Below are 24,654 nucleotides of genomic sequence, written 5' to 3'. Positions count from 1 at the left end.
CATGCCTACGGTTATTGTGGCCACCGGAAACCCCGGCAAGCTCAAAGAAATGCAGGTCTATCTGACCCCCCTTGGCTGGCAGCTACAGCTCAAGCCCGAGTCGATCGAGATCGACGAAAGCGGCACGACTTTTTTAGAGAATGCTCGCCTCAAGGCCGCCGGGGTAGCCAAGGCGCTCGGGCAGTGGGCGATCGCCGATGACTCTGGCCTAGAGGTGCACTCCCTCGGCGGTGCCCCTGGCATCTACTCAGCCCGCTACGCCGACAGCGATGCCGCGAGAATTGAGCGGCTGCTGGCGGAAATGGCGACCTCAGGCGATCGCGATCGCAGCGCCCAGTTTGTCTGTGCCCTAGCCCTGGCCAACCCCCAGGGTGAGATCGCCCTAGAAACCGAGGGCATCTGCCAGGGTGAAATTTTGCTTGCCCCTCGCGGCGAAGGCGGGTTTGGCTTCGACCCCATTTTCTACGTACCGGCCCTGGGCAAAAGCTTTGCGGAGATGTCTGCGGCCCAAAAAGAAGCTAGCAGCCACCGAGGCATTGCCTTTGGTCAACTGCTAGCAGATCTGGCTAATTTAATGTTTGACTAGTTGACCTTGGCTAGCTTGAGCCGCAGGGCATTCTTAGGGTTTGAGCAGCTCAGCGGCCAACACCCAGTTAGGCTTCCCGGTTGAGGAAGTCTTGCAGTTGCCCTAGGGCAGCCCGACCAATGTTAAACACAGCCCAGCTTGCGGCCACTGCAATCGGCAGAAGAACAACAACGACGCGCCAATCCATAGGGCTTACCCTCCTAAATCGTTTACTTAAAAAGCTGTCACAATTTTCTCATAATGTACACTACATCGGGCGATCGCAGTCAGGGAAATCTCCCAAGGACCAGAAGCAAGGCCAGGAGGGCGATGCTAAGCTAAGCCAAACTAAACTCTAGAAGTAGAACTCTAAATTAGCTGCTCAATGGGCGTCGCCACCAGCACTGCGGAAAATTGCATCAATACGGCCAAGGCCATCGAGGTGCCCCTGAGCATCGCGCCCATGATGGATCGCACCGATCGCCACTACCGCTACTTTATGCGGCAGATTACCCAGCGCACTCTGCTCTACACCGAGATGGTGACGGCCCAGGCGATTGTGCACGGCGATCGCGATCATCTGCTCGGCTTTACCCCCAGCGAAAGTCCTCTGGTGCTTCAGTTGGGGGGCGATGACCCAGCCATGCTAGCCACCAGCGCCCGCGCTGCCGCCGACTTTGGCTATGACGCCATCAACCTCAATGTGGGTTGCCCTAGCGATCGCGTTCGCAGCGGCAACTTTGGAGCCTGCCTCATGGCTCAGCCCGAGCGGGTGGCTGACGGTATAGCGGCGATGATGGCCGCCAGCTCCCTGCCGGTGAGCGTCAAGCACCGCATTGGCATTGATGACCGCGATCGCTACGACGACATGGCAAACTTTGTCAGCACCGTGGCCCAGACCGGCTGTCGCCATTTTACCGTCCATGCCCGCAAGGCCTGGCTTCAGGGGCTCAGCCCCAAGGACAACCGCACCGTGCCGCCCCTGCGCTACGGTGATGTCCACCGGCTCAAGCGAGAGTTCCCTCACCTGTGGGTTGAGATTAACGGCGGCTTTACCGACCTTGACCAAGCCACAGCACAGCTCACCCAAGTAGACGCGGTGATGATTGGGCGTGCCGCCTACGACCACCCTTACCTATTTGCCCAGGTCGATGGGCCGTTTTTTGGGGCGACAACTTCGCCGCGATCGCCCCAACAGGTGGTAGAGGCGATGCTGCCCTATATTGACCACTGGGTACGCCAGGGGCTTAAGCTGGGCAAAATTACCCGCCACATGCTGATGTTGTTTGCCGGTCAACCCGGCAGCCGCCTCTGGAAGCAAATATTGACCGCAGAATCTTACCGGGCGGGGGCGGGGGTCGAGGTGGTGCAGCAGGCGCTGGCGGCGGTGCAGCGCCAGGGCGAAGTGCAGCGTCAGCTAGAGCAGGTCACCTGACGCTCAGTTGCTGGCAGGGTCAGACACCCAGGTGAAGGGGTACACGTACTCGTCATCGCTCGTCAAGGGGCCAAACTGACTGCCGTCGGGGCGCACCCGGTACAGCACCTGAGTACCAAAGGGGTCGTCATTGGGGGTGGCTGTAAAGGCGATCCAGTCGCCCTCGGGAGCCCACTGGCTTTCTAAGATAGTTTGCAGCGGCTGGTTGGTGAGAGCTGTAAACTCTTGGGTGGCCAGGTCGAGCCTAAACAGCGCCTGCCGCCCGGCCTGTACCCCTGAGGCCAGAGCCAACTGCTGGCTGTCGGGCGACCAACTGAGAGCGTCGTAGAAGCCGGGGCGGGTGAGTACCTGGGTTTCACCTGAGGCAATGCTGACCAGGGCCACCACCTCCTGGTTGCTAAAGGGCGGGTTGTGGGGGCGATAGAAGGTAATGTAACGGCTATCTGGAGACCACAACAGTCGGCTGCGATAAATCTGAAAGTTGGGGTCGGGGGTGAGCAAGCGGCGATCGCTGCCGTCAACCCCGACCACGTTCAACCGCTGGAGAGGATAGTTGCCCTCGTAAAAAGCGAGGCGGGTGCCGTCGGGTGACCAAGCTAGGGGGCTACCGGCGGCCCCGTAGATGCCAGGGGTCTGGGTGACCTGTCGGGGGCTACTGCCATTTAGCCCGGCTACAAAAATATGCTCGCCAGCGGCGTAGGCTACCTGACTGCCATCGGGCGATAAAAATACGTCGGAGGTCAGGTTGTCGGGCAGGGCGATCGCAGGCGTCATCTCCCCCGTGGCAGAGCTGCGGTAGAGACTGATCTGGGCAGGTAGGCCAGCAATAGATGCAGGGCACTGCTCTTTGATGACCAGGGTCGGGGCGGTAGTCTGCCACGCCACCGCTAGGTTGGGCGGACGCGGGCAGTCGCTAGAAAAAACCAGCTCTGGGCCAGCCGCCCCAGGGCTCACTCGGTAGACCTCGCCATAGTTTTGCACTACCGCCAGGTGCAGACCGTCATTCGACCAGGTCAGGCTGTTGAAGGGGCGATCGCCGCCGGGCAGCAGAGTCTGGCGATCGTCAGCATTTGGCCCCAAGCGAAATAGACCGTCGGGGGTAGCGAAAGATAGATCTGCCCCATAGCCCGCCGATAGGCTGAGAGCCATTAGCCCTGTGGTGAGAAACGCTACAGAGGGTAGATTCACAGTGCCGAGTCCAATTGCATTCCATGGGTCATCATAGCCAGGGGTTGCAGAGGTAGGGATAACGTTTTCTAACTCAAAAGAGGCTAGAAAGGGGTCGGCAGGCTCCCCACCGCCACGCCATTTCTGAGATGCTAGAGGCGCAAGCCTAAGCCGCCTTTTGCAATCTCCTTCGGAGCTACAAGGCTGGGCAGGTAGATCTGACTCCAGTGTTGTATTTTTCGTCAGCCCATGACCTTCATCAGCCTGTTTTTTATATTTCTCATCGTCTTGTCGGTACAACCGGCGATTCAGCGGCGCATGGTGGAGTCGCGACGGCTGGCGGCAATCCGCAATCTGGAGCAGCAGCGGGGCAGCCGGGTGATTCTTCTGATTCACCGGCAAGAGTCGATCAGCCTGCTGGGCATTCCCATTTCTCGCTTCATTAACATCGAAGACTCGGAGCAAATTCTGCGGGCCATTCGCCTCACCCCGTCAAATGTGCCAATCGATCTGGTTTTGCACACCCCCGGCGGGCTGGTGTTGGCCACCGAGCAGATCGCCCGTGCCCTACTGCGTCACGGGGCCAAGGTGACGGTGTTTATTCCCCACTACGCCATGAGCGGCGGCACCATGCTGGCCATGGCCGCCGACGAGATCGTGATGGATGAAAACGCGGTTCTGGGGCCGGTAGACCCCCAGTTGGGCAATGTGGCGGCGGCCAGCATTCTCACAGTGCTAGAGGCCAAACCCCCCGAAAAAATCGATGACCAAACCCTGATTACCGCCGATGTGGCCCGCAAGGCGATCGCCCAGGTGCAGCGGTTTGTCCGCACCCTGCTAGAGGATGCCATCCCTCGACAAAAGGTGGATCTGGCCAACATCGACAAAATTATCGATCGCCTCACTACGGGCCAAGTCACCCACGACTACCCCATCTCCGTAGAAGAAGCTACCGATATGGGGCTGCCCGTAACCGTGGGCCTACCCCTAGAGATCTACAGCTTGATGGATCTCTATCCTCAGCCCATGATGGGAAGGCCGACGGTGCAGTACATTCCCATGCCGTACCAGAGCCCGCCAGTGCTGCCGACCGGGCGAGGAGAGTGATGGGATGGAGGGGTGGAATACATCCCTCCCATGCGCCGCCCAGACCAGCATCACGCGATCGCCAGATAGTCCACAATCGCCCTAGCGATATGCCCATTGCCGTCTTTGGCCAGAGCCTGCTGCGTTCGGGGCGGCTCTAAGGGCTCACTGACAAAATCCCAGTCATCCTCAAAAAACTTCCGCGGGCTAACCACCCGGTGCCAACTGTGGTTTTGCAAACTCTCAATGAGAATCGGGCCTTCGGCAAAATCGTCTCGGGTGATGGTGATAACAGGCAAATCTAGGCGACAGGCTTCAGAAAAAGTGCTGTAGCCCGGTTTTGAGATCATGCGGCCACACAGGGGCATCACATCTACCGGGCGGTAGCCCTGGCGGGGCACTTTGAACAGGTTGGGCCGGGTAGGGGCGTCTAGGTCAAAGGTGAGAAACTGCCAGTCGGAAAATTGCGCCAGGCGATCGTAGGGAATGGCCTGGAGACTTAACCCGCCGAAGGTGAGCAGCACGGTGCGATCGCGGGGACAGCACAAATTCCACTGCGCCCTGAGATCCTCAGCGGCGTAGCGGGGGGTACCGCCCGTCAGCCCCACATCCTCCACTACCGGAAACGCAGCCATGGGTTCATGGAAGGGCAGACGAAACAGGCGATCGCACTGCCCAAAGCAGTCTCCAATCCAGTTGGCAACGCCTGCAAACTCGGGGCCAAAGGCACGGTAGATAAAATCCCAGCCAAAGTTGCTCACCATCCAGCAGGGGAGATCGGCAGCGTGGGCGATCGCCGTCGCCAGGGGCGGAATATCTGCCAGCACCAGGTTCACCCCCCGCTGCTTCAGATAGGCGACTTCGGCGGCGATCGTCTTCTGCTGATGGGTCTGAATAGCCTCCAGCTTAGCCAGGGTAGCGGTCAAATCCATCGTCAGACTATCGGGCTGAATCACCCCAATGTCAAAGGCCACCGGGCGATACTCGTACTCCACCGGCAGGTACTCGTCGAGCAGCCACTGGGGAGCCGTCGTCGCCAGCACCACATCGACCTCGGGCTCAATGGCCGTGACCGTCGCTGCGATCGCGGCAGCCCGGGTGGCATGGCCAAACCCGTGGTTGGTGATGGCAACGTAGAGGACAGGGCGAGGCATAGGGGGGTGGCTGATAAAAGACAGCTAGGCTTTGGGCGATGTCATCGATCGCCCAGCCGGTAGGTTCACTTCTATAGCCTGATTGGTGACCGTTTGACAGCAGGGTTAGGCTCTAAGGGCCAGCAAAAATAGCCTCTTCTAGATCCTGGCGACTTAAAGAATATTTAAAGACTCTCCGGATGTCTTTATCGTCAGAACCGGCGCTAATGTAGCGCACGACAATACAATCTGTCTCCAGCAAAATTTCGGCCTCCCAGCGCGGACAGACGACATGCCAGCAGTGTAAGGCGTCTGTGTCTTGGGTGCAGCCGTGCTGACTCAGCCAGGTTTCGATGTCGGGCAGCGGGTGGTTGTAGAGAGGGGTCGCAGCAGCAGGGAGAGGCATAGAGCAATATACCGATTTTAGATTTTGAACTTTAGATTTTAGTTAGCCCCTGGTAGGTGAAGAGCCAAGACCCGCTAGAACTACAGCCAAGTTGGCGACGAGGGCGTCTGAGGCTCAGTCGGTTGGAGGACTTGAGGCAGGGGTAGTGCCTGCATTGAGGGTGGTTTGGAGGTGGCTTCTGGTTTAGATAGGGTAGGCGCAGCAAGGGCGGGAAGCCTGAGGGAGTTAGTCAAAGGTATTTCTGCTGCCTGAGCGGCGACATCTAACTCCAACTCTAGATCTGCGGCATAGTCTCCCCTGGTTAAGCTCACAGTAACCACTAAGGCAAGGCAGGCTACAAAGGTCAGTCCGAGAATAAACAGAGCAAAAATTTCCCCCGCAGAGAGGGGGCGATCGGTCGGGTCTAGATACATGTTGGCGGGTTCGCGGCGTTGGGGTGCCGCCGGACGGCTGAGAGACTCTAGGGGCTGCATGACTGAAATGCGCGAATAGCCAACCTGCTGGTCATAGGTCCAGCGGCGATCGGGGCTGCTGAGAATGGCATAGGCTTCGTTGAGCTGCTGAAACTTCTCGGTGGCTTCGGTTGCTGGCAACTCGGTGGTATCGGGATGATAAAGCTTGCTCAGGTCGCGAAAGGCGCGCCGAATCTGCTGAGGGCTAGCGGTAGGCTTGACCCCCAACTGGTCGTAGTGGGTTTTAGTTCTGGGGTTGGCGTCAGGCATAACATCCCACGGGCAGAGCAATTGGCAACGGGCATAGGCTAAAAACGCCCTACCCTGGGGCAAGTTTCCAATCTTCGGTCGATCGGGTGAGGCGAATTTGAGCCAGGGTAAACACCACCGGAATAACCCGGCTGTAGTTAGTGGCGACAGCCCGCCAGCCCAGGTCAGCTAAAAACCAGCCCCACAGGGCTGGCCCCAGTACCGAAAATATGGCTTTGGTAGCACCGTAGCGAGCAGCACTGACGGCTACCCCTCGAGAAGCCATGCGCAGAGCCAACCGCTGATGAATTTGAGCCATCACCGTACCGCCCCCTTTGACAACGGCCTGCCGGGCGATCTCGTAGCGGGCAACCTGCAGGGCCATCTGGCGCGCAATTTGGTGCAATAGCCAGGGCTGGAGTAAGGCACTCACAGCCACCACACCGCTGCCTTTAGCCAAAAGCCCCAGAGGATCGGCTTGCAGCGTTAAGGGTAAGGCTTGAAATTGGGCTGACTGTGCCAGGGATTGTTGCAGGGATTGCTGCAGGCGATCGCGCTCCGTCTGGGGCAGCTTGCTTAGATTGCTCCGCAGCAGATGCAAAAACACCTCTGCCTCTAGCTCATCGGTAGACCAAGCGGCAGCGTAGGGCACCTTGAGGTAGTGACATATTTGAATCAGAGTCTGGCGATAAGTGACCTGCTGGCTTTGGCCATGGATAACTGTCAAGCCATCCGCTGCCAAAAAGCGAAAGCGCTGCTCTAGGCGATCGAGCCACTGCTGCCGGGAGCCGCTCTGCACAGTCAGAGGGGCGGCCTGCTGTAGGTAGTCAAGCGGGTTAAACCGAGGCCGAAACAGCATCTCTGTCAGAGCCTGAAGTTCTTCATTTGTTGCTAGTTCCAGGGCCGATCGCAGCTCATCCACTGAGTACCACCGTTTTTTAGGCTTGTCGTTTTTACAAACTGTTCTATATTTTTACACAATTCCCCAAGATAGGATGTTGGGCAAAGGCGACAGACCAAAATTGGGGAAGCGGCTATGCAAGATGTGGTGGTCATTGGCGCAGGGCTGAGCGGTTTGACGGCAGCTAGCCAGCTGCAACGGCATGGCTTCTCAGTGTCGGTGGTCGACAAGTCGCGCGGACTGGGGGGACGCTTGGCTACCCGCCGCCTGGGCTCAACCGTCATCGACCATGGCTGCCGCTATTTAGAGCCCTTTGCCGCCCCCTCCCTCAGCCCCATACCCCGATTGTTGGCCGAGGGCGTTTTGCAGCCCTGGCAGCCAGAGGCCTTTGATCTCAGCGCCAATGGAACTTTACGCCCCGTAGCAACAGGCACCCTCTACGTTGCACCCCAGGGTATGAGCGCAGTGGCTAAGGCTCTTGCCCCAGGGCTGAACATCCAGCGCTACTGGCGGGCCACATCGTTAACGCCGCTCACCCAGGGGTGGCGCATCAGCGGAGAATCTCTCGGTAGCGATGTTCCCGCCACCACCGTCCTTGAGGCCAAAGCGGTGGTGGTAGCCATCCCTGCTCCCCAGGCGATCGCCTTGATCGCTGCCGCAGCCCAGCATCACGAGGAGTTGAAAGATCTTGTGCAACAGCTTCAGCCTGTAGACTTTGAGCCAGTCATTACCATCATGGCAGGCTACGGCTCTCGGCACGCCCCATGTCTGGCGGCAAAAAAGGGGGGCACAGGCGGCTGGCTGGTTACGGGAGAGGCTCACCCAACCCTGCGATGGGTGGGTCTAGACAGCAGTAAACGTACCGATCCCCAAGAACCGGTAGTGGTGATTCACAGCAGTGCAGCCTATGCAACTCAAACTATCGATCGCCCTGACCTAGAGCCAGTGGGTCAAGAGCTGCTGGCCACTGCGGCAGCAACTTTAAAGGCTGAGCTTGGTAATCCAGCCTGGATGCAGGTGCATCGTTGGCGCTATGGCTTTGCCCAAACATGCTTAAATTCCCCCGTTCTAAGCTCCCCAGCTCTACCCAATCTGGTTGGCTGTGGGGACTGGTGCAACGGGGGAAATGCAGAGGGTGCGATTGCCTCGGGGAAACAAGCCGCCGCTGCGATCGCCCGAGCACTTCCACTGTAAATTATCAACAACTAAGGAGTCCTAGTTTTCAGGCGACATCTTCGTTCCTAGAAACTCTCTAAGGCCCTGGATGAGGTCAGCTTTTCTGTGCTGCTGATTGACCTACCCCCACCCCTCCAAGGGAGGGGAGAGTTCCGTAGATCAGGAGGACGGCTGAGATGATTACGCCTAATTGTTGCTGTTGGAGTAATCGCTGTTCTCTTTATTCTCTTCGTTGTTGTCGTCATCCGTTGCGCCAGTGTTGTTGCGGCGGAAGAAGCGCTGATTACCCGTCCGCTTTTTGCGGAACTTGCGGGCATAGGCTTGATTTCGTAAGGCTTTTTCTTTCTTAGGATTGCGACGCTTAGACATTCAATAACCTCAGACAACGGGGCAGGTGTGATCAGCAAACAAAAGATGGCAGTGGACGAAAGGGAATACCCTAGCAAGAGCCTTGTGCTTTCTACGAGTCGTCTAACAGACTTAGCACTCGGCCCTATAAACACTCTGCCCGTACTGGCGCTCGTTGTTCACGACATGCCATTAACCAGAGGTTTACTTTAACACACCGAGATGCCGCCATAGGGATGAGCAGTGGGGAGTAGAGGGAATCCCCTATCCCCTACTCCCTAGAATCCTAGGATTGGCTAGAACTCAGCACCTTCTCTAGGCTGGTAGTATCTGGATTGGCTTCAGGGGTGTCGGCCTCTGAGGGAGGCACTACTTGCCAGAACAAAGGCAGATATTCACCCCAGTTGGCAAGAATTTTTTCAGCTTTAGGACTGCCGGTGTGGGCCAAATGGGCTTCGATCAGTGCCTTGAGCTGGGCCTCACCAGCAGGGGTAATCACCCGCTGCACTTTGACAATCTCAGGATTGACCCGCACCGGGAATCCGCCGGTTTCGTCGAGAAAGTAGCCCAGGCCACCGGTCATACCGGCCCCCACGTTGCGGCCTACGGTTCCCAGCACCACTACTATCCCACCGGTCATGTATTCGCAGCAGTGATCGCCAGCGCCTTCGATGACAGCCTGGCCCTTTGAGTTGCGAACGGCAAACCGTTCTCCAGCAGTGCCCAGGGCGTAGAGGGTACCCCCCGTCGCACCGTAGAGGCAGGTGTTGCCCACAATCACGTTGGTGGAGGGGTCGTAAACAATCCCCGCTGGCGGCTTAACAACAATCTCGCCGCCGTGCATGCCTTTGCCCACGTAATCGTTGGCTTCACCCACCAGGGTGAGGGTCATGCCGGGTAGGTTAAAGGCTCCAAAACTCTGGCCAGCACTGCCATCAAAAGCTAGATTTAGCTGACCTTCAAAGCCAGAGTTGCCGTACTTTTCAGCAATGACACCAGCCACCCTTGCCCCGATAGTGCGGTTGATGGTGACCACCGGGTAGGTCTTGGCCACAGTGCCCTGAGATTGGATGGCGACCTGTATGTCGGCGTCGGCCAAAATCTCGTCGTCGAGCACCGGGCCGTTGCTGTGGACGGCGTCGTGGGTCAGCCAGGAGCGATCGTCTCGCGTATCCGGCAGATTCATTAGTGTCGAGAGATCGAGCCCCTGGGTTTTAGCCAGGGAGACGCCTGCGCGAGCCTGGAGCAGATCGGCCCGGCCCACGATGTCTATTAAGGAGCGGTAGCCCAGGCGAGCTAGCAGCGATCGCACCTCTTCGGCAATGTAATAGAAGAAATTGACTACGTGCTCAGGCACGCCCGTAAACCGCTGACGCAGCTCTTCTTTTTGGGTGGCCACGCCCACGGGGCAGTTGTTGGTATGACACACCCGCGCCATAATGCAACCCTCAGCAATCATGGCAATGGAGCCAAAGCCGAACTCTTCAGCGCCCATCAGGGCACCCATGATCACGTCCCAGCCAGTTTTGAGGCCACCGTCAACGCGCAGAGTGACACGATCGCGCAATTCATTCTCCATCAGTACTTTGTGCACCTCGGTGAGGCCCAGCTCCCAGGGCACCCCAGCATGTTTGATCGAGCTGAGCGGCGAGGCCCCGGTGCCGCCGTCGTGGCCCGACACCTGGATCACATCGGCGTTGGCCTTGGCGACCCCGGCAGCGATCGTGCCGATGCCCACTTCAGACACCAGTTTGACCGATACCCCAGCTTTGGGGTTGATCTGGTGCAGGTCAAAGATTAGCTGGGCCAGATCTTCAATGGAGTAGATATCGTGATGGGGCGGCGGCGAAATCAGCGCTACGCCGGCCTTCGATCGCCGCAGCATGGCGATGTAGGGGCTCACTTTTTTGCCCGGTAGCTGGCCCCCTTCCCCAGGTTTGGCCCCCTGGGCCAGCTTGATTTCAATCTGGTCGGCATGCATTAGGTATTCGGGGGTGACTCCAAAACGCCCTGAGGCTACCTGCTTGATGGCAGAGCTGGCGGTGTCACCGTTCCTGAGTCCGCGCAAGTGGGGGAAGGTGGGGGAGTTGCCTTCGCTGTCCACATCGGCTAGCACCTTAAAGCGCACCGGGTCTTCGCCCCCTTCGCCAGAGTTGGACTTGCCGCCAATGCGGTTCATAGCAATCGCCAGCACCTCGTGGGCCTCGCGCGACAGCGCCCCCAAGGACATGCCGCCAGTACAGAAGCGGCCCATAATGGCCTCTACCGGCTCTACTTGCTCAAGGGGAATGGGGGTGCGATCGCTCTCAAAGTCCAAGAGATCCCGCAGGGCCGTGATGGGGCGCCCTTCTAGCTGGGCCCGGTAAAGCTCGTAGTGATCGTACTGACGCTCCGCCACCGCCTTGTGCAGCAGCTTGCTCATGGCGGGGTTGTTCATGTGGTACTCGCCACTGGGCCGCGACTGGACGAAGCCCATATTTTGCAGCCGCTTTGCCGTGAGCTCTGGGAAGGCCCGCTGATGGAAGTGAATGGTCTCCTGGGCCAATTCCACCAGGGAAATACCCCCCAGGCGCGAGGTAGTACCTCGGAAGGCCAGATTGAGCAGGTCAGGGCCAATGCCAATCGCCTCAAAGATCTGCGCTCCCCGGTAGCTGGTGATCAGCGAGATGCCCATCTTTGAGAGAATTTTCAGCAACCCGGCGTCCACCGCCTTGCGGTAGTTATCTTGGGCACCGTTGAGGGTAGAAACTGGCAGCTTGCCTGTTTCCATCAGCTTTTGGGTGCGGCTGTCTGCCCACCAGTGGCGCACCGATTCCAGCGCTAGATAGGGGCACACAGCGCTCGCCCCGTAGCCGATCAGGCAGGCAAAGTGATGGGTGCTCCAGCACTGGGCAGTGTCAACCACCAGGGAGCTGTGCATGCGCAGCCCATTGCGGATGAGGTGGTGGTGCACGGCCCCTACTGCCAGCAGAGGTGGAATGTAGCTCGTTTCGGCGGCTAGGGGAGCAGGATTACCCCGCCCATCGACGCGATCGCTCAAAACCAAAATTACATTGCCAGCTTTGACCGCTGCATCAGCGCGATCGCACAGGTCTGCCACCGCTTGTTCTAGGCCAGCAGGGCCGCCAGCAATAGAGTACAGCGTCGATAGCGTAGCAGTAGCAAAGCCTGAAGCATGAATCTGATCAAGCTCTACCTCATTGATAACCGGGCTTTCTAGGTGCAGCAGGCGAGCATATTCCGGCTGCTCATCGAGCAGATTACCCTGGCTCCCTAGCTGAGTAGTCAGAGACATCACCAGCCGCTCCCGCAGGGGGTCAATGGCCGGGTTGGTGACCTGAGCAAAGCGCTGCTTAAAGTAGTCGTAGAGCAGGTGCGGCTTGTCAGACAGCACCGCATGGGGGGTGTCGTCACCCATGCAGAACGTCGGCTCTTTGCCCTGGGCCGCCATGTCCTGAATGATCATATCGACATCTTCGGCGGTGTAACCAAAGGCACTCTGCTGACGCAGTAAATCGGTAGCAGCGTAGAGGGTGGCCTCGCTAAACAGCTGGGGCTGTACCGCAGCCCGATTATCCTGAAGCCACTGGCCATAGGGATGGCGGGTAGCCACCCGCTGCTTAATCGCCCAGTTCTTGAGAATCTCGTTAGTGTGCAAATCTACCGAAATCATCTGGCCAGGGCCAAGCCGCCCCTTCTCCAGAATGTCTGCCGGGGCCACGTCTAGCACCCCCGCCTCTGACGACACCATCAGCAGATCGTCTTTGGTCACCACGTAGCGGGCCGGGCGCAAACCGTTACGATCTAGCGTGGCCCCTACCTGGGTACCGTCACTGAACACAATCAGAGCAGGGCCATCCCAGGGCTCTTGCAGGCCGCTGTAGTATTCGTAGAAGTCTGTGATCTCAGGGTACGCATCTAGTTCGGGCTGGTTATTGTAAGCCTCGGGCACCATCATCATCAGGGCTTCTTGGGGCGATCGCCCTGATCGCACCAGCAGCTCCATCACATTGTCGAGGTTGGCAGAATCGCTGTTGTCAGCATTGACAATGGGCTTGAGCAAATCACAGCGATCGCCCCAGATCGGGTGGTATAGATCTGCCTGGCGGGCCATCATCCAATTGATATTGCCCACCAGGGTGTTGATCTCGCCGTTGTGCCCCAGTAGCCGCATGGGGTGAGCCAAAGGCCACTTGGGCATTGTGTTGGTGCTAAAGCGCCGATGGTAGACCGCAAAGGCACTGACATAATCTGGGTCGCGCAGGTCGTCATAAAAAGCCGTCAGCACTGCCGACCGCACCATGCCCTTGTAGACAATGGTGCGACAAGAGCAAGAGCAAACGTAGAAATCCTTGAGGGCCGCCAGGGCGTCACCGTCGAGGGCATCGCCCCCCGCCTGGGCTACCAAGTGCAGTACCTGCCGCCTAATTAAATAGAGTCGCCGCTCCAGATCTTCCCCCGTCTCCGTAGTCGAGGCCATCATCAGTTGCTCAATGCGAGGCTGAAACTGCTTAGCCAGCGGCCCCAGTACCTGGGGCTGCACCGGCACTACCCGCCAGCCCGCTACGGTCAGCCCCTCCAACTGCACTACCCGATTGAAGGTATCGCGCACAAAGGCGGCAGCGGCCTCATGGTTAGGCAAAAAGATCATCGCCACCCCGGTGCGCTCAATATCCAGAGCGGTCAAAGCCGCCCCTGCCGCCCAGCGGTTCAGCACCGCCCACGGAATCGCTGTCATCACCCCAGCCCCATCGCCTGAGTCCTGGTCGGCACAGCACCCGCCCCGATGTTCCATACAGTCGAGGGCGGCCAAGGCTTTAGCTACCAAATCGTGGCTGGCGCGATTTTGTCGATCGGCCAAAAAGCCCACGCCGCAGGCATCACGTTCATCCACCAGCGACTTTGGCCCCCAGTTTGGCCAATCAGAAGTTGCATGGTGTCGAGGTTGGTAGGGTTGATTCACAGGTGTACGTCCCATGGATAGAAATAAAGAATGATGAAACAGCGAACAATGGGGCAGCAAAATCCGTCATCCGCCAGGAGAACTAGACTGGCAGCATCGCACAGACTGAGCTAGTTCATCGGTCACAGAGCAAGCAAAACTCGGCCAACTTGCCCCATGAGTCATGGATATGCCCAGACGCAGAGAGGGCGATCGCATCTCGACTGCCAAACACAGACTGAGAAAGCCAGAAGCGAACCTCGTCCCCTCTGGCGTCAAACGCTGGCGCACACAGCACCGACCTATATTTGCTTTACTTATAATTTACAGACTTTATTGGGAGTTTACAAACCTTAGGCTTAGTCTTTAGTGAAAGTCCAGCTTCTTCGAGTCACACCGCATATCAACGGTGATAGTTGCTTCAGAAACGGCTCTATTTTCCTCGTCTCATGGCTACTGGCCCGCAGCGACCAACTGTCCCAGAAGCTAGCCCATGTACCTATCCCACAATTTGATCTATGGTCAGACTGGCAGCGCCAAATTTAGCCTTTTCTCCTCAGTTCGCCTACCGACGATGGATCTCAGCGGGGGCGATCGCGCTGAGCCTGCTAGGCACCGATATCGCCATCACGCATTTGGCCGCGACTGCTCAGCGGCCCTCTTCAGCAGCAGTTAACGCTGGAGCGATCGCCGCCCAGGGCCAAACTATCACGATCAATGGCATCCCCTTCTCCTCACCCTGGATAGCCACCGCAGATTACACCGGGCTGGCTGACTATGGCTTGGTCAATAGCCTAGGGGTCACCCTACTGAGCAGCGGCCAGCCCGAGTTCCAGCCAGTTCAGTGGTTTACCGACCCGGCAGGGGCGATCGATCTGCCTGCCTGGGTACAAGATGGCTATCGGTTCTTAGACATTACCCCCATAGCCCAGCAATACGGCTGGCAGGTGCAGCCCTTCGGTAACACCTTACAAATCACGATGCCTCCAGCTCAGGTGCTAGCGTTGCGCCGCGAGCTGATACCTGGCGGTGAGCGGCTGGCAATCGATCTGTCTGGGCCAGCCTTCGCCAGCCTGGGGCCAAACTCCGGAGCCCTATCCCTCACCCTTGGGGCTATCCCCCAATCTGGCGTGGTTGAGACAGCGATCGCCGCTCCTCCCGGCCCCTATCTCGGCACACTCAGTGCTACTCCCTTCGGCAGTGGCATTCGGCTACAGGCCAACAGCAGTCATCCGCCCCGAGTGACCACCCAGGCCAGCCCGCCCCAAATAATCATCGACAGTCGGGCCGATCATCTCCAACCCCACAGCATCGCCTGGGCTCCAGGCCTGCGCTGGCAGCAGCGGTATGTGGCCGTAGCCGGGCAGTCGTTTCCGGTCTACTGGCTGCAAATTGATCCCGCCCAAGCCAGCCTGCGCCCAATCTGGCCCGATCCCACCACAGCGGTGGGCACTGCGCCCCTGACCACCATTGCCCAGCGCTGGCAAGCTACCGCCGCCATCAACGCCGGTTTCTTCAACCGCAACAATCAATACCCCTTAGGAGCGATACGCGTCAACAATGACTGGATCTCAGGCCCCATCCTCAGCCGGGGCGTCGTCGGCTGGAACGACCAAGGTCAGGTGCGCATGGAGCGCCTATTTCTACAGCAGACCCTGACGGTATCCGGTGGCCCAAGCTTTCCAGTTCAAACCATTAACAGCGGCTACGTGCAGGCTGGCATTGGGCTATATACCTCTGCCTGGGGGGCCACCTACCGTCCCATTTTGGCAGAAGAAACCGTCGTCACAGTAGTCGATGGGTTCGTCACCGCTCAGCAGCCCGCCGCTACCATCGGAGCCTCAGGGTTACCCATTCCCGTTAACGGCTATCTACTAGCCCTACGGTCTTTCGCCACAGCGGCCCAGGCAATGCCCCCGGGGCAGGCCGTGTCCCTCGACTCTGATCTATTGCCAGCGACCATGGCGCCCTTTCCTCACTTAATGGGCGGTGGACCGCTGCTGATTCGCGATCGCACCCTAGTGCTGGACTCTGGCCTAGAGCAGTTCAGCCCTACCTTTGGGACTCAGGCCGCCCCCCGCAGCGCCATCGGCCTGACCGCCACTGGCGAGCTATTGTTGGTGGCCGTGCACCACAGTCCCCTTGGCCCTGGCCCCACCCTTGATCAGTTAGCTCAAATCATGCTCCAGTTAGGCAGCACTGAAGCTCTAAACCTTGACGGTGGCAGCTCCGCCAGCCTCTATCTCGGCGGCAGACTGATCAATCGCCCTCCTGAGACCGCAGCTCGAGTCAACAATGGCATTGGCCTGTTTTTCCCATAGTTTCACAGCCGTTCTAAGACAGGCCTCAAATCCCAGTGATGCCCCATAGCCCTACCCAACAGCAAGACAGCGATCGCACCGCGCCCAAAAAATCCCTCCTTGTAGGGATGATAGAAATGAGTCTCCGGAAGATGAGGCCCATAGTTGAGAGTGTAAAGACTTCGTATGCTTAACCAAATTCCTGAGCTGAGCTCCTGACCAATCAATCTGGCCTTGCTAGACTGTTGCTGAGAACGCTGCTTTACCTTTAGCTAGCGAGTCTCATGATTAAACTTAATAGATCTATCTACAGTCCTACGGAGTGGGCCATCTCATCATTGAGGCAATGACCTAAAGCCGTCAAACCAAAACTCACTATCGAAGCTATTCAGGTCGCAGGAAAATTTACTATGCCAAAACTGCAAGACTCTATTCAGCCCACCACGCTGACCCTAGCTACTAACAACAGCAGCGAAATTGCTGAAACTGGTTTGCGTCCCTGGGGCTGCTACACAGTGCTTGAGGAAGGCCGAGGCTACAAGATCAAGCGCATTGAGGTCAAACCCGGCCATCGCCTAAGCCTACAAATGCACCATCACCGCAGTGAACACTGGATTGTAGTCTCTGGCACCGCTAAGGTTGTCTGCGGAGACAAAGAAATTCTCCTGTCTACCAACCAGTCCACCTACGTTCCTCCCTGCACAAAGCACCGCCTTGAGAATGTTGGGGTTCTTCCCCTAGTACTGATTGAAGTGCAAAACGGCGAATATCTGGGCGAAGACGACATTGTCCGCTTCCAGGACGATTATTCCCGAGCCGAGTCCAACTAGAACCAGCTCCACCGGAGATCATCTCCTCGCCTCATCGTCTGTACACCCCGTCAGACTCTAACAAGCGGCTATCACTGAGGTAACGGCGATAATGCTAAGGTCAGCATTATCGCCGTTTTTAGTTGTGATGAGAATTTTGCCCATGGTTCAAATTCGCCCCGCTGCGGCCCAAGAGTTACACCGTTTGCTACGTCATCAGACCCCTTCCGAATCGGCGACGCAGCCTGCAACGGTTTACCTCACCCTCGAACCAGGAGGCTGCGCAGACTGGACCTACTGCCTAACCACAACAACCGCACCCCAGCAGCCCACCACATCGCTGGACTGTGGCGATCTCTGGCTGGCTGTACCCACAGTCCAACTCGATCTCGTAAAAGACCTCGTCATTGACTACGCCGAAGATCTAATGGGGGGTGGCTTCAGATTTGTCAATCCCATCGCCCAGAGCACTTGCGGCTGTGGCAACGCCTTTTCCCTGAGAGCTGACAGCCCGACCACCCAAGACTGTGCCGACTATCCATCATCCGCATTGGAAACTGCGGTTCCAGCAACCTGAGCCAAAAGCATTTGACCAAAGTTTCTCCAGAGTGCTAGCATTAGATCTTGTGAAAACTTGAGTTTTATCCGAAAAGTAGCAGCAGCAAAACCCTATGCCCACGATTCAGCAACTCATCCGGAGTGAGCGCCAAAAAGCCGAGAAGAAAACCAAGTCTCCTGCCTTGAAGAGCTGTCCCCAGCGGCGGGGGGTTTGCACCCGTGTGTACACTACCACTCCTAAAAAGCCTAACTCGGCCCTGCGAAAGGTGGCGAGGGTACGGTTAACCTCTGGCTTTGAGGTTACTGCCTATATTCCTGGCATTGGGCACAACCTGCAAGAGCACTCCGTGGTTATGATTCGCGGCGGTCGGGTCAAAGACTTGCCCGGTGTTCGTTACCACATTATTCGTGGCACTCTCGACACTGCTGGGGTCAAAGATCGCCGCCAAGGCCGGTCTAAGTATGGTGCTAAGCGCCCTAAAGCCTAAATACTGGTTGAGACACAGCTAATTCGGGTTTTCCTAAGGGTTCTAGGCGCAGCCACACTTTACCCACGGCCCGGGTAGCCAGTTCCCGATCTGGGAAGCAATTAGCTATAACCTTGTCTCCGTCCCCCAGCAGATTGCTGTTAGCGCCGTTTTCTTCGCATCATTTCCGTACAGTTCGTCTTTACAAATCACTGGAATCTGTCTCATGTCTCGCCGTACTGTTATTCAAAAGCGTCCGATCCCCCCCGACTCCGTTTACAACAGTCGGCTGATCACCATGATGAGCCGTCGGCTAATGACCAGCGGCAAAAAGTCCCTGGCCGACAGAATTATCTATGATTCCTTTGCCATCATCAAAGAGCGCAGCGGTGGCGATCCTCTGGATGTTTTTGAGCGAGCAGTGCGCAATGCATCCCCTCTAGTTGAGGTCAAGGCTCGCCGAGTTGGCGGTGCTACTTACCAAGTACCCATGGAAGTGCGTTCGGAACGCAGTGTGGCTCTTGCTCTGCGCTGGTTGACCCAGTTTGCTCGTCAGCGTCCTGGCAAATCGATGGCTATTAAGCTGGCCAACGAGCTAATGGATGCAGCCAACGAAACCGGCGGTGCCGTGCGCAAGCGCGAAGAAACCCATCGCATGGCCGAGGCCAACAAAGCCTTTGCTCATTACCGCTATTAATTTCTCAACCAGCCCTGGCTCGTTGAGAGTAACTGTTACACTCTCAAATTTCGGCTCCTTGGCGATCGCTGTTTTAGATTCCTAGAATAAACTCGCTTAGGCATGCCAAAACGGCGGGCCATAGACTGAAAAGAGGTAGTTGTGGTACGAGTTACTCCCCTGAAGCAGGTTAGAAATATTGGTATTGCCGCACATATTGACGCTGGCAAGACTACTACAACCGAGCGCATCCTGTTTTACTCAGGCATGGTGCATAAAATTGGCGAGGTGCATGAAGGCACTGCCGTCACCGACTGGATGGAACAGGAGCGGGAGCGGGGAATCACTATTACTGCTGCGGCTATCAGTACTAGCTGGCGTGAACACCAGATCAATATTATTGATACTCCGGGCCACGTTGATTTCACCATTGAAGTCGAGCGCTCTATGCGAGTGCTCGACGGTGTAATTGCCGTCTTTTGCTCCGTGGGTGGCGTTCAGCCCCAGTCCGAAACTGTATGGCGCCAAGCCAACCGCTACAGTGTGCCGCGCATTGCCTTCATCAACAAGATGGATCGCACCGGGGCCAATTTCTTTAAAGTCTACGACCAGCTGCGCGATCGCCTAGGTGCCAACGCCGTTGCAATACAAATACCTATTGGGGCAGAGGGCAGTTTTCAAGGTGTGATCGATCTCGTCACCATGCGAGCCCGAGTCTACCACGACGATCTTGGCCAAGATTTTGACGATACCGAAATCCCCGCTGATGTGCTTGAGGTTGCCGAGGAGTATCGCACAAAACTGGTTGAGGCCGTAGCCGAGGCTGACGACGCCCTGATGGAGAAGTACTTTGAGGGGCAACCCCTCACCGCAGCCGAAATTTCGACTGCTCTGCGCAGAGGCACGATCCAGGGCACGATAGTGCCCGTACTGTGTGGCTCTGCCTTTAAGAATAAGGGTGTACAACTCCTGCTAGATGCTGTGGTGGATTATCTCCCTTCGCCCATCGAGGTACCACCTATCCAGGGCCATTTGCCCAGCGGAGAAGAGGCGACGCGCCCTGCTGACGACGATGCTCCCTTAGCAGCTTTGGCCTTCAAAATTATGGCCGACCCCTACGGACGGCTCACCTTTGTGCGCGTCTATTCTGGGGTGCTACAAAAAGGCAGCTATATTTACAACGCCACCAAAGACAAAAAAGAGCGGATCTCCCGCCTGATCGTGCTGAAAGCTGACGATCGCATCGAAGTAGATGAGCTGCGGGCGGGCGATCTCGGTGCCGCTATCGGCCTTAAAGACACCTTCACCGGCGATACCATCTGTGATCCTGCCAATCCTATTATTTTAGAGTCGCTGTTTGTGCCTGAACCAGTGATCTCTGTAGCCGTAGAGCCCAAGACCAAAGCAGATATGGACAAGCTCTCTAAGGCCATGCAATCTCTATCAGAGGAAGATCCTACCTTCAGAGTTAGCACCAATCCAGAGACCAATCAGACCGTAATTGCGGGCATGGGCGAGCTGCACCTCGACATTCTAGTTGACCGTATGTTGCGAGAGTTTAAGGTAGAAGCCAACATTGGGGCACCCCAGGTGGCCTACCGAGAAACCATTCGCAAAGCCACCAGCGCCGAGGGAAAGTTTGTTCGTCAGAGCGGGGGCAAAGGCCAGTATGGCCATGTGGTAATCGAGGTAGAGCCCGCTGAAGAGGGCAGCGGTTTTGAGTTCGTGTCTAAGATTGTGGGGGGGACAATTCCGAAGGAATATATCGCTCCCGCAGGGCAGGGCATGAAAGAGGCCTGCGAATCTGGTATTCTAGCTGGGTACTCAGTAATTGATTTAAAGGTTACTCTAGTAGATGGGTCTTACCACGATGTAGACTCGTCTGAGATGGCTTTTAAAATCGCTGGGTCAATGGCGATGAAGGAAGCCGTCTTAAAGGCGTCTCCCGTCCTTCTAGAGCCGATCATGAAGGTCGAGGTTGAAGTTCCAGAAGATTTTCTGGGCGACGTCATGGGAGATCTGAACTCCCGCCGGGGCCAGATCGAGGGTATGGGGGCAGAGGCTGGTATTGCAAAGGTTGCAGCCCATGTCCCTTTAGCTGAGATGTTTGGTTATGCTACCGACATCCGCTCTAAAACGCAGGGTCGGGGCATTTTTTCGATGGAGTTTAGCCACTACGGCGAAGTTCCTCGGAACGTGGCTGAGGCCATTATCTCTAAAAACACTGGGAACGCTTAGAAAGGAAAGGACACGTAACGTAAATGGCACGCGAAAAGTTTGAACGCAATAAACCCCACGTCAACATCGGCACCATCGGTCACGTTGACCATGGCAAAACCACTCTGACGGCCGCCATCACCATGACCCTGGCAGCCGCTGGCGGCGCAAAGGCTCGCAAATATGACGAGATTGATGCGGCTCCTGAAGAGAAAGCCCGTGGTATTACCATCAATACCGCCCACGTGGAGTACGAGACCGAAACTCGCCACTACGCTCACGTAGACTGCCCTGGACACGCTGACTACGTGAAGAACATGATCACTGGTGCCGCTCAGATGGATGGCGCTATTCTGGTCTGTTCTGCGGCTGATGGCCCCATGCCTCAGACTCGGGAGCACATTCTGCTGGCTAAGCAGGTGGGTGTACCCAGTATTGTGGTGTTCTTGAACAAACAAGACCAAGTTGACGACGAAGAGCTATTGGAGTTGGTTGAGCTTGAAGTTCGCGAGCTGCTAAGCTCCTACGACTTCCCTGGCGACGATATTCCCATCACCTCAGGCTCTGCTCTGCTGGCAGTTGAAGCTCTGACAGCTACACCTAAAATTGCCCGCGGCGAAAACGAGTGGGTCGACAAGATCCTGGCGCTGATGGACAGCGTTGACGATTACATTCCTACTCCTGAGCGCGACATCGATAAGCCTTTCTTGATGGCAGTTGAGGACGTGTTTTCGATCACGGGTCGGGGTACCGTAGCTACCGGTCGGATTGAGCGTGGCAAGATCAAGGTTGGCGAAACCGTTGAATTGGTTGGTATTCGCGACACCCGTAGCACCACTGTTACCGGGGTTGAGATGTTCAAGAAGAGCCTTGAGGAAGGCATGGCCGGTGACAACGCCGGGTTGTTACTCAGGGGCCTTCAAAAAGAGGACATTGAGCGTGGCATGGTGTTGGCCAAGCCCGGCAGCATCACCCCTCATACCCAGTTTGAGTCTGAGGTTTATATTCTCAAAAAGGAAGAGGGCGGTCGTCACACTCCCTTCTTCCCTGGCTATAAGCCTCAGTTCTATGTGCGTACCACCGACGTAACCGGTAGTATCATGGCCTTTACCTCTGACGATGGTAGTGCCGCCGAAATGGTTATGCCTGGCGATCGCATCAAAATGACTGTAGAGCTGATAAACCCTATCGCCATTGAGCAGGGCATGCGCTTTGCTATCCGCGAGGGGGGTCGCACCGTGGGAGCTGGCGTAGTTTCCAAAATTCTGAAGTAGCTCAGGCTATTTTTCTGAAGACAGGAGCAGCCTTTGATCTGCTCCTGTCTTTTACTGATAAGGCTTCTGCACTCCATCTGTACCTTGACAATTCAATCTGGTTCATACCTATGGCTACTATCCAGCAACAAAAGATCCGCATTCGCCTGAAGGCTTTTGACCGCAGACTACTTGATACCTCCTGCGAAAAAATTGTTGACACCGCCAATCGCACCAACGCTACAGCAATTGGCCCTATTCCTTTGCCTACCAAGCGACGTATTTACTGTGTGCTGCGTTCTCCCCACGTAGACAAAGACTCTCGGGAGCACTTTGAGAGCCGCACCCATCGCCGCATTATCGATATTTATCAACCGTCTTCCAAGACCATTGATGCTCTGATGAAGCTGGATCTGCCCGCTGGAGTTGATATTGAAGTCAAGCTCTAATCTAGTGGTTACGTCCCTGCGGGAGATAACCCTTCCCCAGGGACGTTCTTATTTAGCCAGGTTCACTAGTGATCTAGGCAAGGTCAGCAGGCGCAGCATTCCCAAGGTGAGTTGGGTTAGAATAGCTTTATGTAAACAAGTGTTACGCCTGCCGCCCTGGCATGGCTGGCTTGAATCCCGCAAGAGGCGATAATGGCATTCTCCGAGTCCATATCTGTGCGAGAGCTACCACTTTTCCCCTTACCTGAACTGGTTTTGTTTCCCGGTCGGCATTTGCCTCTCCATGTGTTTGAGCCTCGCTATCGGATCATGATGAATACAGTACTCCAAAGCGATCGCCGCTTTGGAGTACTGATGCTTGACCCGACCACTGGCCAACCAGCTAATGTTGGGTGTTGTGCTGAGATCCTTCACTATCAGCGACTGCCCGACGATCGCCTCAAAATTCTGACTATTGGGCAGCAGCGGTTTCGACTGCTTAGCTATGTGCGGGAAAAGCCCTATCGGGTAGGGTTAGTGGAGTGGGTAGAAGACAAACCCACCAATCAAGATCTCAGCCCCCTAGCTTCTGATGTGGATCGTCTGCTGCGGGATGTGGTACATCTATCCGCCAAGCTTACTGACCAAGATATTGATCTGCCCGACAACATTCCTGATGTTCCTATCGAGCTGTCTTACTGGGTAGCCAGTAACCTACATGGGGTAGCGCTGGAGCAGCAGGCGCTGCTAGAAATGGACGACACCAGTGTTCGCCTAGAGCGAGAGGCTGAGATTTTAACCTCTACCCGCAATCACCTGGCGGCCCGGACGGCCCTGAAAGAAGTTCTAGAGTAGAACGTTCTAAGCTTGCAAATAAATCAGATCCAGGTCAATAAGGGGAGTTCGATCTGTAGGAAAACTATAGATCACCTAGGCTGGGTATGGAGGAACTAAGACAGCTGAGTTTTGGCTTTAGCTGCTGCCAGGCTTGGATCTATGGTGACCAGATCATAGGTGCCAAAATTGACCAGAGCCTCGGTACAACTTTGCAGCTCTTCTAGGGCCTGCTGTTTCTTTTGTTCTAAATGGCTGGTCTCTAAATCGACAAAAAAGAGGTATTCTCCCAGCGATCGCTTGGTTGGGCGCGATTCAATACGGCTCAGATTAATGCCATAGCGAGCAAAGACCTCTAGAGGTTTCAGCAACGCACCAGGACCATTGATGGGCAGGCTAAAAGCTAGGGATGTGTACTGGCCGTCTGCGGCGGCTGGGCTGGGTCGGTCAGCAGTGAGCACCCAAAATTTTGTGCAGTTGTCGCTGTGATCGTTGATGTCGTGAGCCAAAATTGGCAGGCTGTAGAGCTGAGCCGCCCACTGAGAGGCAATGGCAGCGACAGTATCGTTGTCGACCAGATGTTCCAGGGCTTCTGTGGTTGAGCGAGTAGCGATGGGCTCTGCCTGAGGCAAGTAGTACTCTAACCACCGCTGGCATTGGGAAAGCGCCTGCGGATGGGAGTAAACCCGCTGGATGGGAGCGAGGGTCTTAGCGTAGGAAAGCAGCCCATGGCGAATGGGCATAACCATGGCCCGATAGATTGACAACCGCTGGAGTTGCCAGAGGCTATCGAGGGTTGTCGTCACACCCCCTTCAGTGGAGTTTTCGACCGGAACAATAGTGACGGTGGCAACGCCCTCGACCGTGGCCTGCATGGCTCTAGGAATGCTCGGCATGGCCAACAGCTCTACAGGATCAGGGCTATGCTGCTCGAGGTCAAGGCTGTAGGCTAGGGCGGCCAGTTGGGAGTAGGTGCCTTCAGGCCCTAGGTAAGCAATGGTGATGGTCATGGGCGATCGCGCAGTGCAGGCTTGTTTCATACTACGCTGAGACCGTTAAATCGAGACCCAAGACTAGGCAATAGGCTTAACGGAGCTTTAACCCAAAACAATCGATTCAAAGCAAACAAACCTCGTTTTCCCCAGTAATATGAAAAGGGTTTTTGCTGGGGTCTAGGCGCCAGCAGCGTGTGAGGATGATGGTTAAGAGCGCTCAAAAGACAAATTTCAGGCGATCGGCTAGAGCTCGGGCG

Annotated in this window: 22 protein-coding genes; 13 read left to right on the top strand and 9 right to left on the bottom strand. The window is 56.5% G+C overall.

Annotated elements, in window-relative coordinates; genetic code table 11:
* Position 1 precedes the first annotated feature (1 nt).
* Complete coding sequence (gene rdgB / locus AC0QKW_RS00230) at positions 2-586, top strand: RdgB/HAM1 family non-canonical purine NTP pyrophosphatase (protein ID WP_473149066.1); 585 nt, start codon at positions 2-4, stop codon at positions 584-586.
* Between the two features lie 67 nt (positions 587-653).
* Here the strand turns inward: rdgB and AC0QKW_RS00225 are convergent, their stop codons facing one another.
* The gene (locus AC0QKW_RS00225) at positions 654-773 is read right to left on the bottom strand and encodes a photosystem II protein Y (protein ID WP_106871929.1); all 120 of its coding nucleotides are present in this window, start codon (positions 771-773) and stop codon (positions 654-656) included.
* A 177-nt stretch (positions 774-950) separates the two neighbouring features.
* Here AC0QKW_RS00225 and dusA point away from each other — a divergent pair, with 177 nt between their 5' ends.
* Entirely contained in the window at positions 951-2,000 is a 1,050-nt protein-coding gene (dusA, locus tag AC0QKW_RS00220; RefSeq protein WP_473149065.1) for a tRNA dihydrouridine(20/20a) synthase DusA, read from the top strand.
* Between the two features lie 3 nt (positions 2,001-2,003).
* On the opposite strand, the gene AC0QKW_RS00215 is transcribed toward dusA, so the two are convergent.
* Positions 2,004-3,188, bottom strand: a complete 1,185-nt coding sequence (locus AC0QKW_RS00215; RefSeq protein ID WP_473149064.1) for a hypothetical protein — start codon at positions 3,186-3,188, stop codon at positions 2,004-2,006.
* A gap of 228 nt (positions 3,189-3,416) precedes the next feature.
* On the opposite strand from AC0QKW_RS00215, the gene AC0QKW_RS00210 reads away from it, so the two are divergent.
* Positions 3,417-4,274, top strand: a complete 858-nt coding sequence (locus AC0QKW_RS00210; RefSeq protein ID WP_473149063.1) for an SDH family Clp fold serine proteinase — start codon at positions 3,417-3,419, stop codon at positions 4,272-4,274.
* 50 nt (positions 4,275-4,324) lie between these two features.
* Here the strand turns inward: AC0QKW_RS00210 and AC0QKW_RS00205 are convergent, their stop codons facing one another.
* From AC0QKW_RS00205 to AC0QKW_RS00190, 4 genes are all read right to left on the bottom strand, one after another.
* Positions 4,325-5,407: a glycosyl transferase gene (locus tag AC0QKW_RS00205; RefSeq protein WP_473149062.1), complete on the bottom strand. Its 1,083-nt coding sequence runs from the start codon at positions 5,405-5,407 to the stop codon at positions 4,325-4,327.
* A 112-nt stretch (positions 5,408-5,519) separates the two neighbouring features.
* Positions 5,520-5,792: a DUF3143 domain-containing protein gene (locus tag AC0QKW_RS00200; protein ID WP_473149061.1), complete on the bottom strand. Its 273-nt coding sequence runs from the start codon at positions 5,790-5,792 to the stop codon at positions 5,520-5,522.
* A gap of 80 nt (positions 5,793-5,872) precedes the next feature.
* On the bottom strand, positions 5,873-6,514 hold the full coding sequence (locus AC0QKW_RS00195; RefSeq protein ID WP_473149060.1) for a J domain-containing protein: 642 nt from the start codon (positions 6,512-6,514) through the stop codon (positions 5,873-5,875).
* 49 nt (positions 6,515-6,563) lie between these two features.
* Positions 6,564-7,415 (bottom strand): YaaW family protein, encoded by an 852-nt coding sequence (locus AC0QKW_RS00190; RefSeq protein WP_473149059.1) that lies wholly within the window; start codon positions 7,413-7,415, stop codon positions 6,564-6,566.
* 114 nt (positions 7,416-7,529) lie between these two features.
* On the opposite strand from AC0QKW_RS00190, the gene AC0QKW_RS00185 reads away from it, so the two are divergent.
* Positions 7,530-8,588, top strand: a complete 1,059-nt coding sequence (locus tag AC0QKW_RS00185) for an NAD(P)/FAD-dependent oxidoreductase (RefSeq protein ID WP_473149058.1) — start codon at positions 7,530-7,532, stop codon at positions 8,586-8,588.
* 168 nt (positions 8,589-8,756) lie between these two features.
* Here AC0QKW_RS00185 and AC0QKW_RS00180 read toward each other — a convergent pair whose 3' ends face one another.
* Entirely contained in the window at positions 8,757-8,939 is a 183-nt protein-coding gene (locus AC0QKW_RS00180) for a hypothetical protein (RefSeq protein WP_473149057.1), read from the bottom strand.
* Positions 8,940-9,204: 265 nt separating this feature from the next.
* On the bottom strand, positions 9,205-13,896 hold the full coding sequence (gltB, locus tag AC0QKW_RS00175; RefSeq protein ID WP_473149056.1) for a glutamate synthase large subunit: 4,692 nt from the start codon (positions 13,894-13,896) through the stop codon (positions 9,205-9,207).
* A gap of 482 nt (positions 13,897-14,378) precedes the next feature.
* Here gltB and AC0QKW_RS00170 point away from each other — a divergent pair, with 482 nt between their 5' ends.
* From AC0QKW_RS00170 to AC0QKW_RS00130, 9 genes are all read left to right on the top strand, one after another.
* Entirely contained in the window at positions 14,379-16,181 is a 1,803-nt protein-coding gene (locus tag AC0QKW_RS00170; protein ID WP_473149055.1) for a phosphodiester glycosidase family protein, read from the top strand.
* Positions 16,182-16,570: 389 nt separating this feature from the next.
* Positions 16,571-16,990, top strand: a complete 420-nt coding sequence (locus AC0QKW_RS00165) for a phosphomannose isomerase type II C-terminal cupin domain (protein ID WP_473149054.1) — start codon at positions 16,571-16,573, stop codon at positions 16,988-16,990.
* Between the two features lie 142 nt (positions 16,991-17,132).
* The gene (locus AC0QKW_RS00160) at positions 17,133-17,546 is read left to right on the top strand and encodes a HesB/IscA family protein (protein WP_473149053.1); all 414 of its coding nucleotides are present in this window, start codon (positions 17,133-17,135) and stop codon (positions 17,544-17,546) included.
* A 94-nt stretch (positions 17,547-17,640) separates the two neighbouring features.
* Positions 17,641-18,015: a 30S ribosomal protein S12 gene (rpsL, locus tag AC0QKW_RS00155; protein WP_473149052.1), complete on the top strand. Its 375-nt coding sequence runs from the start codon at positions 17,641-17,643 to the stop codon at positions 18,013-18,015.
* Between the two features lie 205 nt (positions 18,016-18,220).
* Positions 18,221-18,691 (top strand): 30S ribosomal protein S7, encoded by a 471-nt coding sequence (rpsG, locus tag AC0QKW_RS00150; protein ID WP_473149051.1) that lies wholly within the window; start codon positions 18,221-18,223, stop codon positions 18,689-18,691.
* Positions 18,692-18,832: 141 nt separating this feature from the next.
* Positions 18,833-20,908, top strand: a complete 2,076-nt coding sequence (gene fusA, locus AC0QKW_RS00145) for an elongation factor G (protein ID WP_473149050.1) — start codon at positions 18,833-18,835, stop codon at positions 20,906-20,908.
* A gap of 23 nt (positions 20,909-20,931) precedes the next feature.
* Positions 20,932-22,161 (top strand): elongation factor Tu, encoded by a 1,230-nt coding sequence (gene tuf, locus AC0QKW_RS00140; RefSeq protein ID WP_473149049.1) that lies wholly within the window; start codon positions 20,932-20,934, stop codon positions 22,159-22,161.
* Positions 22,162-22,271: 110 nt separating this feature from the next.
* Entirely contained in the window at positions 22,272-22,589 is a 318-nt protein-coding gene (gene rpsJ, locus AC0QKW_RS00135; protein ID WP_017300626.1) for a 30S ribosomal protein S10, read from the top strand.
* Between the two features lie 192 nt (positions 22,590-22,781).
* The gene (locus AC0QKW_RS00130) at positions 22,782-23,423 is read left to right on the top strand and encodes an LON peptidase substrate-binding domain-containing protein (RefSeq protein ID WP_473149048.1); all 642 of its coding nucleotides are present in this window, start codon (positions 22,782-22,784) and stop codon (positions 23,421-23,423) included.
* 95 nt (positions 23,424-23,518) lie between these two features.
* On the opposite strand, the gene pheA is transcribed toward AC0QKW_RS00130, so the two are convergent.
* The gene (pheA, locus tag AC0QKW_RS00125; protein ID WP_473149085.1) at positions 23,519-24,412 is read right to left on the bottom strand and encodes a prephenate dehydratase; all 894 of its coding nucleotides are present in this window, start codon (positions 24,410-24,412) and stop codon (positions 23,519-23,521) included.
* Positions 24,413-24,654: the final 242 nt, after the last annotated feature.

This window comes from Pseudanabaena sp. PCC 9330 (assembly GCF_055795045.1).
This window is presented reverse-complemented; position numbering and strand designations above follow the sequence as displayed.